Annotated in this window: 15 protein-coding genes; 1 reads left to right on the top strand and 14 read right to left on the bottom strand. The window is 67.4% G+C overall.

The window, feature by feature from the left end; genetic code table 11:
* The first annotated feature begins 11 nt into the window (after window positions 1–11).
* Window positions 12–1454, top strand: a complete 1443-nt coding sequence (locus tag ACOJB8_RS31140; RefSeq protein WP_069267930.1) for an HDOD domain-containing protein — start codon at window positions 12–14, stop codon at window positions 1452–1454.
* A 60-nt stretch (window positions 1455–1514) separates the two neighbouring features.
* Here the strand turns inward: ACOJB8_RS31140 and ACOJB8_RS31135 are convergent, their stop codons facing one another.
* The 14 genes from ACOJB8_RS31135 to ACOJB8_RS31070 all read right to left on the bottom strand — a co-directional run bounded on the left by ACOJB8_RS31135 (window position 1515) and on the right by ACOJB8_RS31070 (window position 16479).
* Window positions 1515–2900, bottom strand: a complete 1386-nt coding sequence (locus ACOJB8_RS31135) for an EAL and HDOD domain-containing protein (protein ID WP_475016043.1) — start codon at window positions 2898–2900, stop codon at window positions 1515–1517.
* Between the two features lie 324 nt (window positions 2901–3224).
* A complete protein-coding gene (locus ACOJB8_RS31130) occupies window positions 3225–4025 on the bottom strand; it encodes an ABC transporter substrate-binding protein (protein ID WP_475016041.1) in 801 nt (266 codons plus the stop codon).
* A gap of 330 nt (window positions 4026–4355) precedes the next feature.
* Window positions 4356–5408 (bottom strand): succinylglutamate desuccinylase, encoded by a 1053-nt coding sequence (gene astE / locus ACOJB8_RS31125; RefSeq protein ID WP_475016039.1) that lies wholly within the window; start codon window positions 5406–5408, stop codon window positions 4356–4358.
* On the bottom strand, window positions 5392–6732 hold the full coding sequence (gene astB / locus ACOJB8_RS31120; protein ID WP_069267909.1) for an N-succinylarginine dihydrolase: 1341 nt from the start codon (window positions 6730–6732) through the stop codon (window positions 5392–5394). Before astB ends, astE begins: the two co-directional genes overlap by 17 nt.
* A 9-nt stretch (window positions 6733–6741) precedes the next feature.
* Entirely contained in the window at window positions 6742–8205 is a 1464-nt protein-coding gene (gene astD / locus ACOJB8_RS31115) for a succinylglutamate-semialdehyde dehydrogenase (RefSeq protein ID WP_475016037.1), read from the bottom strand.
* Between the two features lie 2 nt (window positions 8206–8207).
* Window positions 8208–9242, bottom strand: a complete 1035-nt coding sequence (gene astA / locus ACOJB8_RS31110) for an arginine N-succinyltransferase (RefSeq protein ID WP_475016035.1) — start codon at window positions 9240–9242, stop codon at window positions 8208–8210.
* On the bottom strand, window positions 9239–10318 hold the full coding sequence (aruF, locus tag ACOJB8_RS31105; protein ID WP_475016033.1) for an arginine/ornithine succinyltransferase subunit alpha: 1080 nt from the start codon (window positions 10316–10318) through the stop codon (window positions 9239–9241). The genes astA and aruF overlap by 4 nt, the downstream gene beginning before the upstream one ends.
* Window positions 10319–10371: 53 nt before the next feature.
* Complete coding sequence (locus tag ACOJB8_RS31100) at window positions 10372–11589, bottom strand: aspartate aminotransferase family protein (RefSeq protein ID WP_342945573.1); 1218 nt, start codon at window positions 11587–11589, stop codon at window positions 10372–10374.
* 229 nt (window positions 11590–11818) lie between these two features.
* Window positions 11819–12790, bottom strand: coding sequence for a GlxA family transcriptional regulator (locus ACOJB8_RS31095; RefSeq protein WP_368606966.1), 972 nt, complete (start codon window positions 12788–12790; stop codon window positions 11819–11821).
* Window positions 12791–12946: 156 nt separating this feature from the next.
* Entirely contained in the window at window positions 12947–13738 is a 792-nt protein-coding gene (locus tag ACOJB8_RS31090; protein ID WP_406952757.1) for an ABC transporter ATP-binding protein, read from the bottom strand.
* Window positions 13739–13758: 20 nt separating this feature from the next.
* Window positions 13759–14472 (bottom strand): ABC transporter permease, encoded by a 714-nt coding sequence (locus ACOJB8_RS31085; protein WP_475016031.1) that lies wholly within the window; start codon window positions 14470–14472, stop codon window positions 13759–13761.
* 13 nt (window positions 14473–14485) lie between these two features.
* Window positions 14486–15175 (bottom strand): ABC transporter permease, encoded by a 690-nt coding sequence (locus tag ACOJB8_RS31080; protein WP_028204762.1) that lies wholly within the window; start codon window positions 15173–15175, stop codon window positions 14486–14488.
* 319 nt (window positions 15176–15494) lie between these two features.
* Window positions 15495–16247: a CbtA family protein gene (locus tag ACOJB8_RS31075; RefSeq protein WP_475016029.1), complete on the bottom strand. Its 753-nt coding sequence runs from the start codon at window positions 16245–16247 to the stop codon at window positions 15495–15497.
* Between the two features lie 13 nt (window positions 16248–16260).
* Window positions 16261–16479 (bottom strand): CbtB domain-containing protein, encoded by a 219-nt coding sequence (locus ACOJB8_RS31070; RefSeq protein ID WP_475016027.1) that lies wholly within the window; start codon window positions 16477–16479, stop codon window positions 16261–16263.
* Window positions 16480–16842 lie beyond the last annotated feature (363 nt).

The raw sequence follows: 16842 nt of genomic DNA, 5'->3' as shown, positions 1-16842 counted from the left end.
ACATGGTTCAGATGGTAAAGGCCGTCCTGCTAGACCGCTTGTGGGCCCGCATGAATGAACGCGGGGACTTCCCCTTGCTGTCGCAATCGCTGCGTACCACAGTCGCGGCGATGACCAACGACGATTACGATTTCAGCGCGCTCGTGAAGGTCGTGCTCTCGGATTTCGCGCTCACGCAGAAGGTGCTGCGTCTCGCGAATTCGGCCATGTACATGGCGTTCGGCGGCAACATCACGACCGTCACGCGCGCGCTGATGGTCCTCGGCATGGACGCGGTCGGCCATCTCGTCGTCGGCCTGAAGATCGTCGATCACTTTCACCACAGCGCGCCGCGCCGCATCGACGCCAAGCTCGAACTGAACCGCACCATGCTCTCGGGCTGCGTCGCGCGCAAGCTCACCGAGCACGGCGACCTGCGCGCGGGCGAAGAGGCCGTGGTCTGCACGCTCATGCGCCAGGTGGGCAAGCTGCTCGTGGTGTTCTATCTCGAGCCCGAGTGGGACCAGATCCGCCGCGAGATCGACGAAGGCGCGAGCGACGACGAGGCCTGCCTCGAAGTGCTCGGCGTGACCTTCGAAGAGCTCGGCCTCGAAGCCGCCACGCGCTGGCGCCTGCCCGACACGATCCGTGCGGGCATGCGCCAGTACGACCCGGCCGACAAGGAACCGCGCGACGTGCAGTGGCTGCGCGCCATCACCAACTATTCGACGGAAGTCGCGCGCGTGCTGACCACGCAGGGCCTCTCCGAAGAGATGCGCGAGACGCATATCGCCGAGCTGGCGCAGCACTACGGCCGCGCGCTCTCGACCGATGCCGACGTGCTCGTGCAGATGAGCCTCGCGCTTGCGCGCGAAGAAGCCGAAGACGGCGTCATGCGCGAGATCGTCGAATTGCGCGCCAATGCCGACGCCATCGCTCGCGAAGCGCTCGATCCCGAGGCGCGCATTGCGGCCGGCGTCGAGGACCTGCGCGCATTGCCGGCGGACAGCGCGCTGAGCACCGCCCTCACGCTCGCGACCGAAACCGTGCTCGCGGGCCTGGGTTTCGCCCGCAGCGTGGTATTCGTGCGACGCGGGGCGAACATGTTCGAGGCGCAGCACGGCTTCGGCCCGCACATGGGCGACGTGCTGCCCAAGCTCGCGTTTTCCGCCGCGTTCCAGCCCGACGTGTTTCACCTCGCCATCGCGAACAAGGTCGGCATTTTCATCGAGAATGCGCGCGATGCGAAGATACTCGCGCGCCTGCCCGGGTGGTATCGCTCGAGCTTCGACGACGCGCGCGCGTTCGTCCTGCTGCCCGTGGGCGCGCCTGGCGTCGAGCCCGTGGCGCTGATGTACGGCGACTGGCTCGTGACCCAGGAGCCACGCCGCATTTCACAGAAAGAGATGAGCGCGCTGAACGATCTCGCGCAGCAGCTCGCGCGCTTCTTCACGCACGTACCGCAAACCGCCTGACTCCGACTGAGTCACGACTGCGCGCGGCGCCGCATCGCTTTGCGGCACCGCCCCGCCCGCTCAATCCTCGATCCGCTCCAGCCCCTCGTCTTCCGCGTCGCGCCCGGACGTACCCGCCCATTCCGCCGCCGTGAGCGAGATCGCCGCGACCGTCGCGGCGTCGAGCGGCTCGAGCGCCGCGCACAGCGCATCCACGCGGGCCCAGTCCGCACGCTCCAGCGCCTCGGAAAGTTCGAGCAGCCGCCCAAGCGCGCCCTCGCGCTTCACGATCGCCGTGCGGATCGGCTTGGCGAGCGTGAGCACTTCGAGCGTGCTTTCGAGGGGTCCGCCGAACACCGCCTCGACGAACGAGAACACGCCCACGAGGAACGCCGCGTCTTCCTCTTCGAGGTGCGCGTGGGCAAGCTGAGTCACCGCGATTTCCATGAAGCGCGCGCGCGTGGCCACGAGTTGCAGCAGCGGGTCGTCTTCGGCGGCGATCTTGCGGCCGTCCGCGTAGAGCAGCAACTGCGTCCAGCGCGCGATCGCGTTGGTGCCGGTCGCATTGATCGCCTCGCGCAGCGTCGTCACCTTGCGGCCGATGTTCATGCTGCCCGAGTTGGCAAGCCGCATCAGATGCATCACGAGCACGGGGTTGAGCTTCAGCTCCGCTTCGAGCTGCGCGACCGTGGGCTCGGCCGCGAGCAGATGCAGCAGGTTCAGCAACGCCTGGCGCGGCGCGCTCGAGCGGCGCGCGCCGCCGTGCGGTTTCGCGAAGAAGTAGCCCTGGAAGCGGTCGAAACCGAGCTCGTGCGCGCGCTGATAGTCGGCCTGGGTCTCGACGCCCATGGCCACGAGAAGCTTGCCCGCCGCCTTCATCACGCTCGCGAACTTCGGCAGCACCGCGGGCGCGATCTCGCGGATATCGATCTTGATGGCGTCCACATACGGCAGCAGTTTCGCGAGCGACTCGTCCGCCTTCGACACGTGGTCGAGCGCGAAGCGATAACGACGGCGGTGCAGTTCGACGAGCCGCGCGATCAGATCCGCATCCGCGCCGATGTCCACGGGCAACTCGAGCATGACGCGCTCGGGGCTCACGCGCTGCAGACTGTCGTGAAAAAGCGCGTCGCGAGTCATGTCGAGCCAGGCGGGATGGCCCGCGAGCGAGGCGCGCAAGGCGGGTGCGGCGAAGCTTTTGAGGAGCGCGGTGCTAGTGGCGGAAGGCTTGGGCGGCAGGCCCGAGGCCTGGTCTTTGGCGGCCGCTTCGGCCTCTTGTGCGATTTCGGCGCTTTCGCGCCGGTCCACGAGGCGCGGCGACGTCTCGAACGCACAGAGGAGCCCCTCCCGGTCGAGCATCGGCTGGCGCGCGAAATACACGTCGATGGGCGGGCCGGCTTGTTCCGGCGACTGCGTGCTGCCCGCGACTCCCGACATCTGCGGCCGGTCTGCGGCGTTCAAGCTCATGGGGTCCCCCGCGCGGCGCCGCGCGCATGGCGGCGCCCTGGTCTTGTTTCTTGGCATGCCGCAACCGTTTGCGCTTGGCACAGATCGCGCACCCGACGCGGCACTTTCTTGGCTCGATTTTATCCTGGCAAGTAAGGCGCGGAAATGAAGTTCTGCGCAATCCGCGGGATTTTTTTGCAGTTTTTGCAGTGCCACACGCGTCGCTTGCACCGCGTTGCCGCTCGACGCACGAACGATTTGATACGCAATCCGAAGCAAAGACGCGAAAAAAACCGACCGGCTGGATTTCGTCCAGCCAGTCGGTCTATCGGCGGTACTGGTCGATTACTTGAGCACGACCTTCACGTCGAAATACTTCGCCGCGATGCGGTCGATCGTGCCGTCCGCTTTCAGGTCCTTGAGCGCACCGTTCAGCGCTGCCTTGAGCGCTGCGTCGTTCTTGCGCACACCGTAGCCCACGCCCTCGCCGAGCAGCTTCGCATCAACGACCTGCGGGCCCGCGAACGCGAAAGCCGCGCCCTGCGGCTTGTTCAGGAAGCCCTTGGAAGCGGCTTCGGCGTCCAGAAACGAGGCGTCGAGGCGGCCCGAAACGAGATCCGCGTAGATCTGGTCCTGCGTCGGGTACGGCACGACGTCGACGCCCGCGGGCGCCCACTTCGCTTTCGCGTAGGTCTCCTGGATCGTGCCCTGGAGCACGCCCACGTGCTTGCCCTTGAGCGACTCGGGCGTGGGCTGCAGCGTGCTGCCCTTCTTCGCGATCATCTGGTTCGGGATTGCGTAGATCGGGTCGGTGAAGTCGACGGCCTGGCGGCGCTGGTCCGTGATCGACATGTCGGAATTGATCGCGGCGAACTTGCGCGCCTGCAGCGCCGGAATCAGGCCGTCGAACGAGTTTTCCACCCACACGCACTTTGCCTTGAGCTTCGCGCAGACGGCATTGCCCACGTCGACATCGAAGCCCTGCAGTTCGCCCGCGGGCGACTTCGATTCGAACGGCGCGTACGACGCCTCCACGCCAAAGCGGACTTCCTTGATATCGGCGGCGTGTGCGGCCCCTGCCGCGCCTGCCGTCATGGCGCCCGCGCAGAATGCGAGCGTTGCCAGCTTGTTCCAGTTCGTCTTCATCAGTGTCTCTTTCCAGTCAGATTGGGTGCGTCGGCGAAACCCGTTCTTGCAGCTTCATGGTTCGATTCGCGGCTAAAAAACGGCTTGCCGGCGCCGGCACAGGATCGCTGCACCAAAAACACGGCTCAATCGCGCGCACCGTGTGTGGTGCGCCGCAACAACCGCGAGGGCGCGATTGTACCGCGACGGCGCCGGCGCCCCGCCGCGCGGGCGGCAAGCGGCGCAAGGCGCGCCCGCGCGCGGCTGAGCGACCACGCAGTGCGTTCGAACATGCAAGTGGGTGTCGTGGATGCGCAAGCGCGTGACAGCGCGTGCGCTCGCGGCTAGCGCTCAGGCGAGCGCGGCGAGCGTCTCGCGGGTCGTATCGACGACGAGCAGGCCCGCGCGCAAGCCCGGCTTCACGCCCGGATTCGGAAACACGATGCGCTCCTCGTCGTGCTGCACCACGTAGCGGTAGGCACCGTCTTCCGCCAGCACCTCGCCGCGCGCGAACGGCGTGAAGTTCGGCACGTCGGCGGCCACGTTGAGCTTGAGCGCCGCGCTCTGCTTCGTGATCTGACCGATCACCGTGAAGATGCGCGGCATCTGCGCGCCCTTCGGCAACGACAATTCTCCCGCCACGAGACGGCGCACCGCGGCATCGGCGCCGGCGAAGCGAGCCAGGTCGTTCTGGCCGAACGGACGCACCTTGCCCAGTTCGAGCGTGCAGGCGAGCGCGCCACACGTCTCGGCCGTAAACGACGACAAGGTCGCGCCCTTCTCGGTGTGGATCAGCACGGCTGCGATGCGCGCGTCGGCGAGCCATTCGAGCATCGCGCGCGCGGGCGGCTCGCCCGTGTGCGGCAGCAGCGCGAACTGCTCGAACGCCGAAGCGCGGATCGCCGTGTGCATGTCGAGGTGCCAGCGCGCGAAGGGCGCAGCGGCAGAACTCGCGGCCTTCGCGAAGAAACGCTGCGCCGCCGCTTCGAGCGCCGCGGCGCGCGGCGCCTCGCGGCTCGCCGGCACACGCGCATGGCGGCCGCCGAACAGGCGGTTGAGATCGTCGTCGAGATAGCGCTCGCCCACGCGCATCGCGCCGGCATTGCCGAGCACCGCGAGCACGCGGCAGGCGAGCGGCGAGCGGCCCGCCGCGATGTCGGCCACGAGCTGCGAGAGCAGTTCGATCGGCGCCGTTTCGTCGCCGTGTACGCCTGCCGAAAGCAGCACGCTGCGCGTCGTCTCGTCGATGTGTGCCGGCTCCAGCTCCACCACGCCCTCGTCGAGCCATTGCCAGCGCACGCCGCCCGCGCATTCGCCGCGCGCGGCTTGCGGCGTGGCCGGGCGCGAGCCCGCAAGCGTGTAGGCGAGAAAATCCGCAAGCGGGGTATCAGCGCTGGAAGTCATAGAGCGATCCGAGGCCGAGAATCTGCGTGAGTTCGTCGAGCGCCGTGCGCGACTCGACGAGCAGCGCCGGATCGGTCAGGTCCTGCGGCGCGAGCCGGTCGCGATAATGCCGCTCGATCCAGCCGTCGAGGCGCGTGAAGAGCGCGTCGTTCATCCACACGCCGGGCGCCGTCGCCGCGCGCTCTTGCGCGCTGAGCACCACGCGCAGACGCAGGCACGCCGGGCCGCCGCCGTTCTTCATGCTCTCGCGCAGGTCGAACACGAGCACTTCATCCACCGGTCCGCTGCTCGCGACCAGTTCGTCGAGATAGATCGCCACGTGCGGATTCTCGCGGCATTCCTGCGGCACGACGAGAATCTGCGTGCCGTCCGCGCGGCTCAGCAACTGGCTGTTGAAGAGATAGGACGACACGGCGTCGCCTACACTCACGCGCGCCTCGGGCACTTCGATCACGTGGAACGGCGCGTCGTGCGCCGCGAGCTTCGTGCGCAGTTCGTCGTAGACCGCCTGCTGGTCGACGAACGCGCGCTCATGGCAAAACAGCGTGCTGCGGTTGCCCACAGCGATCACGTCGTTATGGAACACGCCTGCGTCGATCACGTCCGGATTCTGCTGCGCGAACACCGTGCCGGCATCGGTCAGGCCGTGGCGCTGCGCGATGGCGCGGCTCGCCTCGAACGTCTGCCGCGCCGGGAAGCGCTTGGGCTCCGGTCCGCGGCGGTATTCGCTGCGCCCGTACACGAAGAACTCCACGCCGCGCTCGCCGTACTGTGCGCTAAAACGCGTATGGTTGGCCGCGCCTTCGTCGCCGAGCGCGGGCGTGCCGGGCAGCGCCTCGTGCACGACGAAGTGCGACGGGTCCGCGAACACCGTGGAAAGCGTGCGGCGCGTGGACTCGTGCTCGATCGCCCGATGCAGCTTGCTGCACAGGTTAGCGGGCGTGAAGTGCACGCGCCGGTTGGGCGTATCCGCCGAAGGGCTCACCGTGGCTGCATTCGCGGTCCACATCGCCGACGCGGAGCTTGCCGCCGCGAGCAGTTCGGGCGCGTCCTTCGCGGCGCGCGCGATCGCTTCGGCATCCTTACCGCCGAAGCCCAGCTCGCGCAGCAGCCGCATGGACGGCCGCTCCTGCGGCGGCAGCACGCCTTGTGCGAAGCCGAGGTCGGCGAGCCGCTTCATCTTGCGCAAGCCCTGCTGCGCCGCGGCGCGCGGGTTCGCGACGGACTTCTCGTTACTCTGCGAGGCGACGTTGCCGAACGACAGCCCGGCGTAGTTGTGCGTGGGGCCGACGAGTCCGTCGAAGTTGGCTTCAAGGGTTTGCATCGTCGTTCCTTAGAAGTGAAGACCCGGCGAAACGCTCGCGGGCATCTGCAGTTGCGCGCTTTCCACCGAGGCCATCGGGTAGGCGCAGTAGTCGGCGGCGTAGTACGCGCTCGGGCGGTGGTTGCCCGAGCGGCCCGCGCCGCCGAACGGCGCGCCGCTCGACGCACCGTTGGTCGGCCGGTTCCAGTTCACCACCCCCGCGCGGATCTCGCGCGTGAAGCGCTGCCACAGCGCTTCGTCGTCGGCGAGCAGACCCGCCGAGAGGCCGTACGCCGTATTGTTGGCCTGCGCGATGGCGTCGTCGAAACCCGCGTAGCGGGTCACCTGCGCGAGCGGCCCGAAGTGCTCCTCGTCGGGCAGATCGGCCACGCCTGTCACGTCGAGAATCGCGGGCGTCACGAAGCCGAGCGCCGGGTCGCGCTGTGTCATCGGCAGCAAGGCACGTGCGCCGCGCTCGAGCAGCTGCACCTGTGCACCCATCAGCCTGGCCGCCGCGCGCGCCGAAATCACGGCGCCCATGAAGGGCTGCGGCTCGGCGTCGTACTCGCCCACCGTAATGCGCGAACTGACTTCGACGAAGCGCGCGAGGAAGCGCTCGCCGAATGCGTCAGCGGGTACGAGAATGCGGCGCGCGCACGTGCAGCGCTGGCCCGCCGAAAGAAAAGCCGACTGGATCGTGTGATGCACGGCGGCGTCGATATCCTCGACCGGCGCGACGACGAGCGGATTGTTGCCGCCCATCTCCAGCGCGAGCACGATCTCGGGCCGTCCGCCGAACTGGCGATGCAGCAGCGTGCCCGTATCCGAGCTGCCCGTGAAGAAGAGCCCGTCGATCTGTTTGTGATTCGCAAGCGCAATGCCGGTGTCGCGCTCGCCCTGCACGAGGTTGAGCACGCCTGCGGGCAAGCCGGCTTCGCGCCAGAGTTCGACCGTCACGCGTGCCACTTCCGGAGCGAGTTCCGATGGCTTGAACACGACCGCGTTGCCCGCGATCAGCGCCGGCACGATATGCCCGTTAGGCAAATGGCCCGGGAAGTTGTACGGCCCGAACACGGCGACGACGCCATGCGGGCGATGGCGCAGCACCGCCACGCCGTCGGCCATCGGCGCGCGTTTCTCGCCGGTGCGCTCGCCGTAAGCGGTGATCGAAATCGCGACCTTCGCGGCCATCGACGCCGCTTCGGTGCGCGCTTCCCAGAGCGGCTTGCCGGTCTCGCGGCCAATGGCCTGGGCGAGCGTTTCCTTTTTCTCGGTGACGAGCGCGGCGAAGCGCTGCACGATCTCGCAGCGCGCTTCGAGCGGCGTTTGCGACCACGCGGCGAACGCGCGGCGCGCGGCGTTCACGGCGCGATCGACATCGTCGGCGCTCGCGGCATTGCCGCTCCACACGGTCTCGCCCGTGCCGGGGTTGCGCGAAGCGAACACGGGGCCCGAGGCCGCGCACCATTGTCCATCGATGTAAAGCTCGTTCATGGTCATCCCTGTTTCTGCTTTGTTGCGGGGCCGAGCACGCGCACCGGATCGCCCGCCGCGACGTTCAGCGCCGCCGCTTCCGTGGCGCCCAGCGTGAACACACCGTCGTGCACGACGCCCGGCGCGAAACCCACGCGAAAATCGCCGAGCGACGTATTGGATACCAGTGAGCGCACGCCCACTTCGGCATGCGCCTCACCGATCTCGACCGGCACGACCACGCTGTCGCGCACCGTGCGCAAGTCGACGATATGGCATTCGAGCACCGGGCCCGCGTCGAAGATATCGACGTGGTTTTCATAACGCAGCCCCTCGGCTTCGAGCATGCGGCGCGCAGGAATCGTGTCGGCATGCGTGAGACCGACGCAAGCCTGTGCTTCTTCGGGCAGCAGCTCGACGTACACCGGGTAACGCGGCATCAGCTCCGCGAGGAACGACTTGCGCCCGTGCGAGCTGAGGTAATCGGCAGCGTTGAAGTCGATTTGATAGAAGTGCGAACCGACCGCGCGCCAGAACGGCGATGTGCCTTGCGCGTCGAAATGGCCGCGCAGTTCCGCGCACAGGCGCTCGGGAAAGCGCTCGCGAAACTGTGCGATGAACATGAAGCGCGAACGCGACAGCAGGCTGCCCACCCCGCCCGTGCGATAGCGCGGCGAAAGAAAGAGCGAGCACACCTCGGCGTAGCCCGTGAGATCGTGCGAGATATTGAGCGCGCGCATGCGCGTCCAGATGCCGAGCTCCTGGCTTGCGTGCACCACCGTGCTTACGCGGTAGTTGTAGAACGGCTGCTCCAGGCCCACGGCCGTTTCGATGCCGCAAACGCCGGCCACGTCGCCCGTGGCCGTGTCTTCCATCACGAAGAAGTAGCCGGCTTCGCGCGGCGCGGCTTCGCCTGCGAGCGTGCGCCGCGCGCGCTCGATGCGCGCCTTGAGCGCCTCGCGGTCGGGCTTGAAGGTGGTGAGGCCGGGCCCCGTTTCCTGGGCGAGCGCGACGAGCGCCTCCACGTCGCCCGTTTGCACGACGCGTACCACGATCATTGTGCATCTCCCATATAAGCGTCCTCTGTTTGCGGGGTGGCGCGATACAGCGGCGCGCAGCGCACCGGCTCGCCGTCCTGCACGCCGAGCACGGCGCGCGCGCTCGCGTCGAGCGGCGCGATGATGCCCGCGCCCTTCTCGCTTTCGGGCAGCGTCGCGAGCACGCAGCGGAACTCGCCCCCGCGCTGGCTCGCGACCAGATACGCCGCGCCTTCCAGGTTCGTAGCGCCCGCCGCTTCACGCACCGTGCGCGTCTCGTTGCCGGCGACCGAGGCCGTGCGGTCCACCTGCGCGGTCAGCACCGGGCCCGCATCGAAAATATCGACGTAACGATCCGGCTCGAAGCCCTCTTCCAGATGGATCTCGTAAGCGAGCAAGGCGCTCGGATCGGGCTCGCCGAGCACACGCTGCGCCGGCTCCGGCAGCAGCGGCACATAGAGCGGATAAGCCGGCATGACCTCGGCGATGAAGGTGCGGCTGCGTCCGCCCGAGGCGAGTTCGATGTCCTTGAAGTCGCGCCCGAAGAACTTGCGCCCCACGGCTTCCCAGAAGGGCGAGGCGCCCGTCTCGTCGGTCACGCCGAGCAGCAGCGAGAACACTTCGGGCGTGAAGCGCCGGCGGTTCATCGCGACGTACATCATGCGTGCGCGCGACATGAGATGCGCGGCCGCGTCGCCGCGCAGCGTCGGCTCGATGTAGAAGCCCGCGAGGCGGCTCTTGCCCGTGAGTTCGTGCGACATCGTGAGCGCGTGAATCTTGCGGTTCACGTGCAGCTCGCGCGATGCGTGAATGAGCGCGTCGTTGCGAAACGCGTAGAACGGCTCGGCGTAGCCGGCCGCCGCCACGATGCTCGAGGTGCCAACGAGCCGCCCGGTGGCGGTGTCTTCGAGCACGAACAGATAGAACTCCTCACCGGGGAAGTCCACGTCCGCGCGAAATGAATCCTCGGAAAGCGCGATGCGCGCTTCGAGCGCCGCGCGGTCGTGCGGCAGCGAATGCAGCACCGGCTGCGCGGTACGCGCCATGTGGGCGATCGCGTCGAGATCGGAAAGCCTGGCGGGGCGAACGAATAGCATCGTCGGTCCTGTGTGTGCGCTGGGTTGCGGCTGGGTTGCGGCTGGGTTGCGATTTAGCGTGCGCCGATCACATCTGCGCAGGCCTGCTCGAAGCGCGCAAAGCCTTCGTCGAGGTCCGCTTCGGGAATAATGAGCGAGGGCGCGAAGCGCAGCACGTCCGGCCCGGCAATCAGCATCATCACGCCGCGATTCGCGGCCGCCCCGTTGAAGTCCTTGGCGCGGCCCGCAAAGCGCGCATTCAGTTCGGCGCCGATCAAGAGCCCCTTGCCGCGCACTTCCTTGAACATGTCGAAACGCTCGTTGAGTTTCGCGAGCTTGCCGCGAATCGCTTCGCCGCGTGCACGCACGCCCGCCAGCAGCGCCGGATCGCTCACGAGCTCGACCACCTTGCCCGCGAGCGCGGCGCCCAGCGGATTGCCGCCATAGGTCGTGCCGTGCACCCCCACCTTGAAGTGGGCGGCAATCGCTTCGGTCGTGAGCATCGCGCCGATCGGGAAGCCGTTGCCGAGCGCCTTGGCCGTCGTGAGGATGTCGGGCGTGACGCCCGTCTCTTCGTAGGCATAGAAGTGGCCCGTGCGGCCCACGCCCGTTTGCACTTCGTCGAAAATCAACAGCGCGCCGTGCGCATCGCACGCCTCGCGCAGCGCGCGCAGGAACGCGGGATCGGCGGGAATCACACCGCCCTCGCCCTGCACCGGCTCGACGATCACGGCGCAGGTCTGCGCGCCGATGGCGCGCGTGGCCGCTTCGATGTCGTTGTACGGCAGATGCGTGATGCCGCCCGGCACGGGGCCAAAGCCTTCCGAATACTTGGGCTGGCCGCCCACGCTCACGGTGAAGAACGTGCGGCCGTGGAACGACTGCGTGAACGAGACGATCTCGAACTTGTCGGCGCCGTGCCGATCGAAGGCCACGCGGCGTGCGAGCTTGAGCGCCGCCTCATTGGCCTCCGCGCCCGAGTTCGCGAAAAACGCGCGGTCGGCGAACGTGAGCGCTTCGAGCTGGCGCGCGAGACGCAGCACCGGCTCGTTGGTGTAGCCGTTGCCGATGTGCCAGAGCTTGCTGCCCTGCTCCTGCAGCACGCGCAGCAGCTCCGGATGCGCGTGGCCGAGCGAGGTCACGGCGATGCCGCAGGCGAAGTCGATGTAATCGCGGCCCTCGGTGTCCCACACGCGCGAGCCGACACCGCGATCCGGCACGAACGGCGCGGGCGAGAAACACGGCACCATCACTTCGTCGAAGGTCTTGCGGCTCACAGTCTGGTCGTTCATGGCGATTCCTCTATTACTCAGTGCGTGTCGAATTCGGGGTCGGTGTGCGTTCGGGCCGCGCCCTTTCGCTTAGTTGGCTTTGCATGAGACGGGACCAAGCGCTCAAGCGCCAGGTCCCGTCGACACCTGTGCAGTGTAGGCAAGCTCGCGGCAAACGTCTTGCGCAGGCGCGACGCGTTTTTTCGTACGGAACCTGCAAGTCCGCGCGTTTGCTGCGCCGCGGCCAGTTTCACTGGACTTCCGGGGGCTCCACGAGCGCGCCCGCGCGCGGCTCGGCGGCGGCTCCGCCGTGCTGGCGCTCGATCCAGTTGCGGCGATCCTCGCGCGGCGTCACGCCGAAACGCTCGCGATACGCATTCGAAAAATGCGCAGCCGACGAAAACCCGCACGCGAGACTGATCTGCACCACCGACTTGCTGGTGCGCTGCAACTGCGAGCGCGCCTTGGCAAGACGCAGGCCCAGGTAGTACTTCGACGGCATCGCGCCGAGGTACTGGCGAAAGAGCCGTTCGAGCTGACGACGCGACACACCCACGAGATTCGCGATCTCGTCGGTCGTGAGCGGGTCCTCGATATTCGCCTCCATCAGCTTGAGCGCGTCGTTCAGGCGCGGGTGCCGCTCGCCGGGCGCGGTCACGAACGGAATGCGCTGGCGCTCGTCGCCGCTGCGCAGCGTGCTCGCGCCCAGCGCGTCGGCGATGCGCTCGGCGAGTTCCGGGCCGTGGTCGCGGCCGATCATCGCGAGCATGAAGTCGAGCGTGGCCTGGCCGCCCGAGCAGGTCGCGCGGTCGCGGTCGATTTCGTAGATGTGCTGCGTGACGATGGTGCGCTCGAACTGCTCGGCGAACTGCTGGAAGGTCTCCCAGTTCGCGGCCACGCGGTAGCCCTGCAACTGCCCCGCCATCGCGAGCCACCAGATGCCATGGTGAATGCCCGTGACGAGCGGCGTGCGCTGCCCCACGCGCGCGAGACTCGCGAGGAAGAGCCGGTAGTCGGCGAACTGCTGGTAGCGCTCGGTCACGACGATGAGCCAGTCGGCCGAAACGGCGTCGCCGAACGCGCAGTCGGCGGGCCACTGCGCGCCGCCCGCGAGCGGCACAGGGCGGCCGTTCCATGAGCACATCTGCCAGCGGTACAGCGCGCGGCCGTCGATCTCGTTCGCGAGATTGAGCGCGTCGACGATCGGGCCCACGCCCGACATCGAAACCGGCGGGAGCGCGACGATCGCCACCTGGGTCGTGCGGCCGGCGCGCGCGAGCGGCGCCTGGCCCCCGGGCGCGGCGGCCGGAACTGAAGCGGGAGGAAGAGCGGCGGAACGGACCATCGGCAAGACGCGGCGCGAGACTGAACGCGCCGCTTACTTGAGACTGCCGGAGAGGAACTGGCGCAGACGATCGCTCTTCGGCGCGCCGAGCACATCGGCGGGCGCGCCCTCCTCCTCCGTGCGCCCCTGGTGCAGGAACATCACATGATTCGAGACGTTGCGCGCAAAGCCCATTTCGTGGGTGACGACGATCATCGTGCGGCCCTCGTCGGCGAGCTTTTGCATCACCTTGAGCACTTCGCCCACGAGTTCGGGGTCGAGCGCCGAAGTCGGTTCGTCGAACAGCATCACGTCGGGATGCATCGCGAGCGCGCGCGCAATCGCCACGCGCTGCTGCTGGCCGCCCGAAAGATGCGACGGATATTGCTTCTCCACGCGGGGCGCGAGGCCCACTTTCTCCAGATACTGCCGCGCGCGGTCCTCGGCTTCCTTGCGCGGCACGCCCAGCACGTGGATAGGCGCTTCCATCACGTTCTCGAGCACGTTCATGTGCGACCAGAGGTTGAAGTGCTGGAACACCATCGCGAGCTTGGTGCGGATGCGCTGCAACTGCTTGTGATCGGCCACGTCGAGGTCGCCGTTGCGGCCCGCCTTCGTGCGCACGGCCTCGCCGTCCACGACGATCTCGCCCGCGTTCGGCTTCTCGAGGAAATTGATGCAGCGCAGGAAGGTGCTCTTGCCCGAGCCGCTCGCGCCGATGATGCTGATCACGTCGCCCTTCTTCGCGTCGAGCGAGACGCCCTTGAGCACCTCGTTGTCGCCGTAGCGCTTGTGGATGTCGCGCGCGACGAGCTTGCTATCTGAGGATTGCGTCTGAGCCAAGATGGTCTCCAGTTTCCGGTGAATCAGCGGGTGCGCACGGCGAGATGGCCGAGCCAGCGTTTTTCGGCGCGGCGGAACGCGGCCACCAGCACGAACGATACCGCACAGTAGATCAGCGCCGCGAGGCCGAACGACTCGAACGAGCGGTAGGTGGCCGAGTTGGCGTCGCGCGCGACCTTGAGGATGTCGGGCACCGTCGCGGTGAAGGCCACCGTGGTCGCGTGCAGCATCAGGATCACTTCGTTACTGTACAGCGGCAGTGCGCGGCGCAGCGCCGAAGGCAGGATCACGCGCCAGTACATCGTGAACGGGCTCATGCCGTAGGCGCGCGCCGCTTCCACTTCGCCGTGGGTGGTCGCGCGAATCGCACCCGCGAAAATCTCCGTCGTATACGCGCAAGTGTTGAGCGCGAAGGCGAGCACCGCGCAATTCAGGCCGCTGCGAAAGAACGCGTCGAGCAGCGGCTCCGAACGGATGAATGCGAGACTGTACACGCCCGTGTAGATGAGCAGCAACTGCACGTAGAGCGGCGTGCCGCGAAACACGTAGGTGTAGAAGCGCACCGGCAGCGAGAGCCAGCGGCGGCTCGAGACGCGCGCCACGGCGAGCGGCACCGCGCACACGAACCCGAAGGAGACGGAGATCACGAGCAGCCACAGCGTCATCGCGAGGCCCGAGACATGCTCGCCGTCCCAGTAGAGGAACGCGCGGCCGAATTGCTGGATGATTTCGTTCATGACGGCCTTGTCCTCACAGTTGCGCGTGACGCACGCCCACCGAATAGCGGCGTTCGAGCCAGACGAGCGCGAAGTTCGAGAGCGTGGTGATCGCGAGATAGATGAGCGCCGCGATCACGAGGAAGAAGAACAGGTTGAAGGTGCTGCGGCCCGCGTCCTGGGCGGCCTTCACGACATCGGCGAGACCGATGATCGACACGAGCGCCGTTGCCTTCACGAGCACCTGCCAGTTGTTGCCGATGCCGGGCAGCGCGAAACGCATCATCTGCGGGAAGAGGATGCGGGCGAATACGCGCGCGCCGCTCATGCCGTAGGCGTGCCCCGCTTCGAGCTGGCCGCGCGGCACCGCGAGAAACGCGCCGCGGAACGTTTCGGTGAAGTACGCGCCGTAAATGAAGCCGAGCGTGACGACGCCGGCCACGAACGGATCGATATCGATCTGCGCCATGCCGAGCGCGTCGGTGGCCTCGTTCACGCCGATCTGGATGCTGTAGAAGAGCAGCAGCATCAGCACGAGGTCGGGCACCGAGCGGATCAGCGTCGTGTAGGCGGTCGCCACGGCGGCGAGCGGCCGGTTGAACGAGAGCTTGGCCGCCGCGCCAGCCAGACCGAGCAGCACGGCCACGCCGAGCGAGAGGAGCGAAAGTTCGATGGTCTGGATCGTGCCGGCGAGCAGCACCGGGCCAAAGCCGTAAAGGATCACGCGCGTCTCCGGAACAAAGTTGTTTTGTCGTTTCGGGCGGCCTCGCGCGGCACCTGAGCGCCGCTGAAACCGATGAACTGGCGCGGATCGTCTCAGTGCAAAATGGATTGCTCAAACTCGTGCGGCGCGGATATTGCGGTGCAGCATTGCCGCGCGACGCGTCGGCGCGTGCGGATCAGGCCCGCACAGCCGCGGGCGCGGAGCTTTTGAAAGGCGAAACAAAATGCCCCGGCACGCGAGGCGCGCGGGGCATTTACGCAAGTTTGGGGTCGCTTTTTCGATAGGCGCGCGGCGTGCGCCCCGGCGACCCCAGCGGAGCTTAAGCGGCGCGCGTTTGCGTGCCGTGTGCGCTGCCCGCACGGGCGTTCGCGCCAGGCAGCTTTTCGGCGAGCGCGCCAAACAGCAGGCCGATCGTGGTCCAGAGGATGACCTGCATGCCGATCGACACCGTGCGGAACTTCCACAGCAGCACGGCCGGGAACGCGGCGGGCACCTCGTTGATCGTCGGCAACGCGAGCTGGATCGCGCCGATCACGACGACGAACAGCACGAGCGCCACGATCGAAGCGTTCCAGAGGCCAAGGCGCGGCACGAACGCGGCGCGCACCTTGAGCGAGAACACCGACACGGCGATCGAGATCGCGATCATCAGGAAGAAGAGCCCGGTGCGATAGCCGATCGTCTCCGGGTCGCCGACCGACGGTGGATTCGCCGGATATTTGATGTTCGGCACCAGGTAGATCGCGACGAATGCGGCGAGCGCGAGCCAGGCCGAGAGCGCGCGCGGCGAAAGACGCCCCACGCGACCATTGGCATACGCGAAGACGAGCGCAAAGAGTCCGCCGATCGACGCGCCATAGACCATCACGCCAGTGAAGAGACCGACGCTCGCCTGGGTCTTGCGGCTGACGATTTCGGGCTCGGGCGCTTCGCCCTTCGCGGCGTCGGCTTTCTCCTCGAAGGAGATCGCCTGATCGACCTGGGGCTCGCCCGCGATCTTCGCGAAGCCGAACGTGAGAAGTCCCGCGGCGATGCCTGCGAGCATGCCGCGCACCAGCAACTTGCCAACCATGGTCAGCTCCCGGTCAGTGGCAGGGGAAGCCGAGCAGATGGCGGCCGTCGTGAACGAACTCGTGGACGTACATGCCCGGGAAGATCGCCGTGGCGCCCTGCTCGGCGCCCACGAAGTACAGAGCCAGCAGCAGCATCAGGCCGCCGAAGATCGCCCAGGGCAGGATGTCTCGCAGCGCAATGGGCGCCGGCGCGGCCGGGGCGTGCTGCAAGGGGAATGAGGTTTCGGACATGCTGACTTCTCCTGGGGTTACGCGCCCCGCTGGTCGTTGAAAGAGTGGTTCACGACGCGCAGGTCTGACTTCCGTTGCTTCGATGTTTTCGACGGCAAGCAGTTACAGTGGCGCGACCGCGCCGGACTTGCACCGGCTTCCGCGTGTCGTGGAGCCTGTATTCTACGCGCTGCGGCGGCCGGCCGCGGCCCGGATGTCAGCCAAAGAGTAGTGAAGCATAAGGAAAAGCATGTCGACGACAGTCTGGCTGGTGAGCCATGCGGCGAACGCTGCGCTGCGCTCGGGCAGGTTCCCGCACGTGCCTGAAGTGCCTGTTGCGGGTGAAGACGCCGAAGCAGCGCTCGACGCGCGCGCACTCGAGGC

Source organism: Paraburkholderia sp. BR10141 (genome assembly GCF_056155635.1).
The sequence above is the reverse complement of the archived record's forward strand: the minus strand, read 5'-3'. Positions and strand labels throughout refer to the sequence as shown.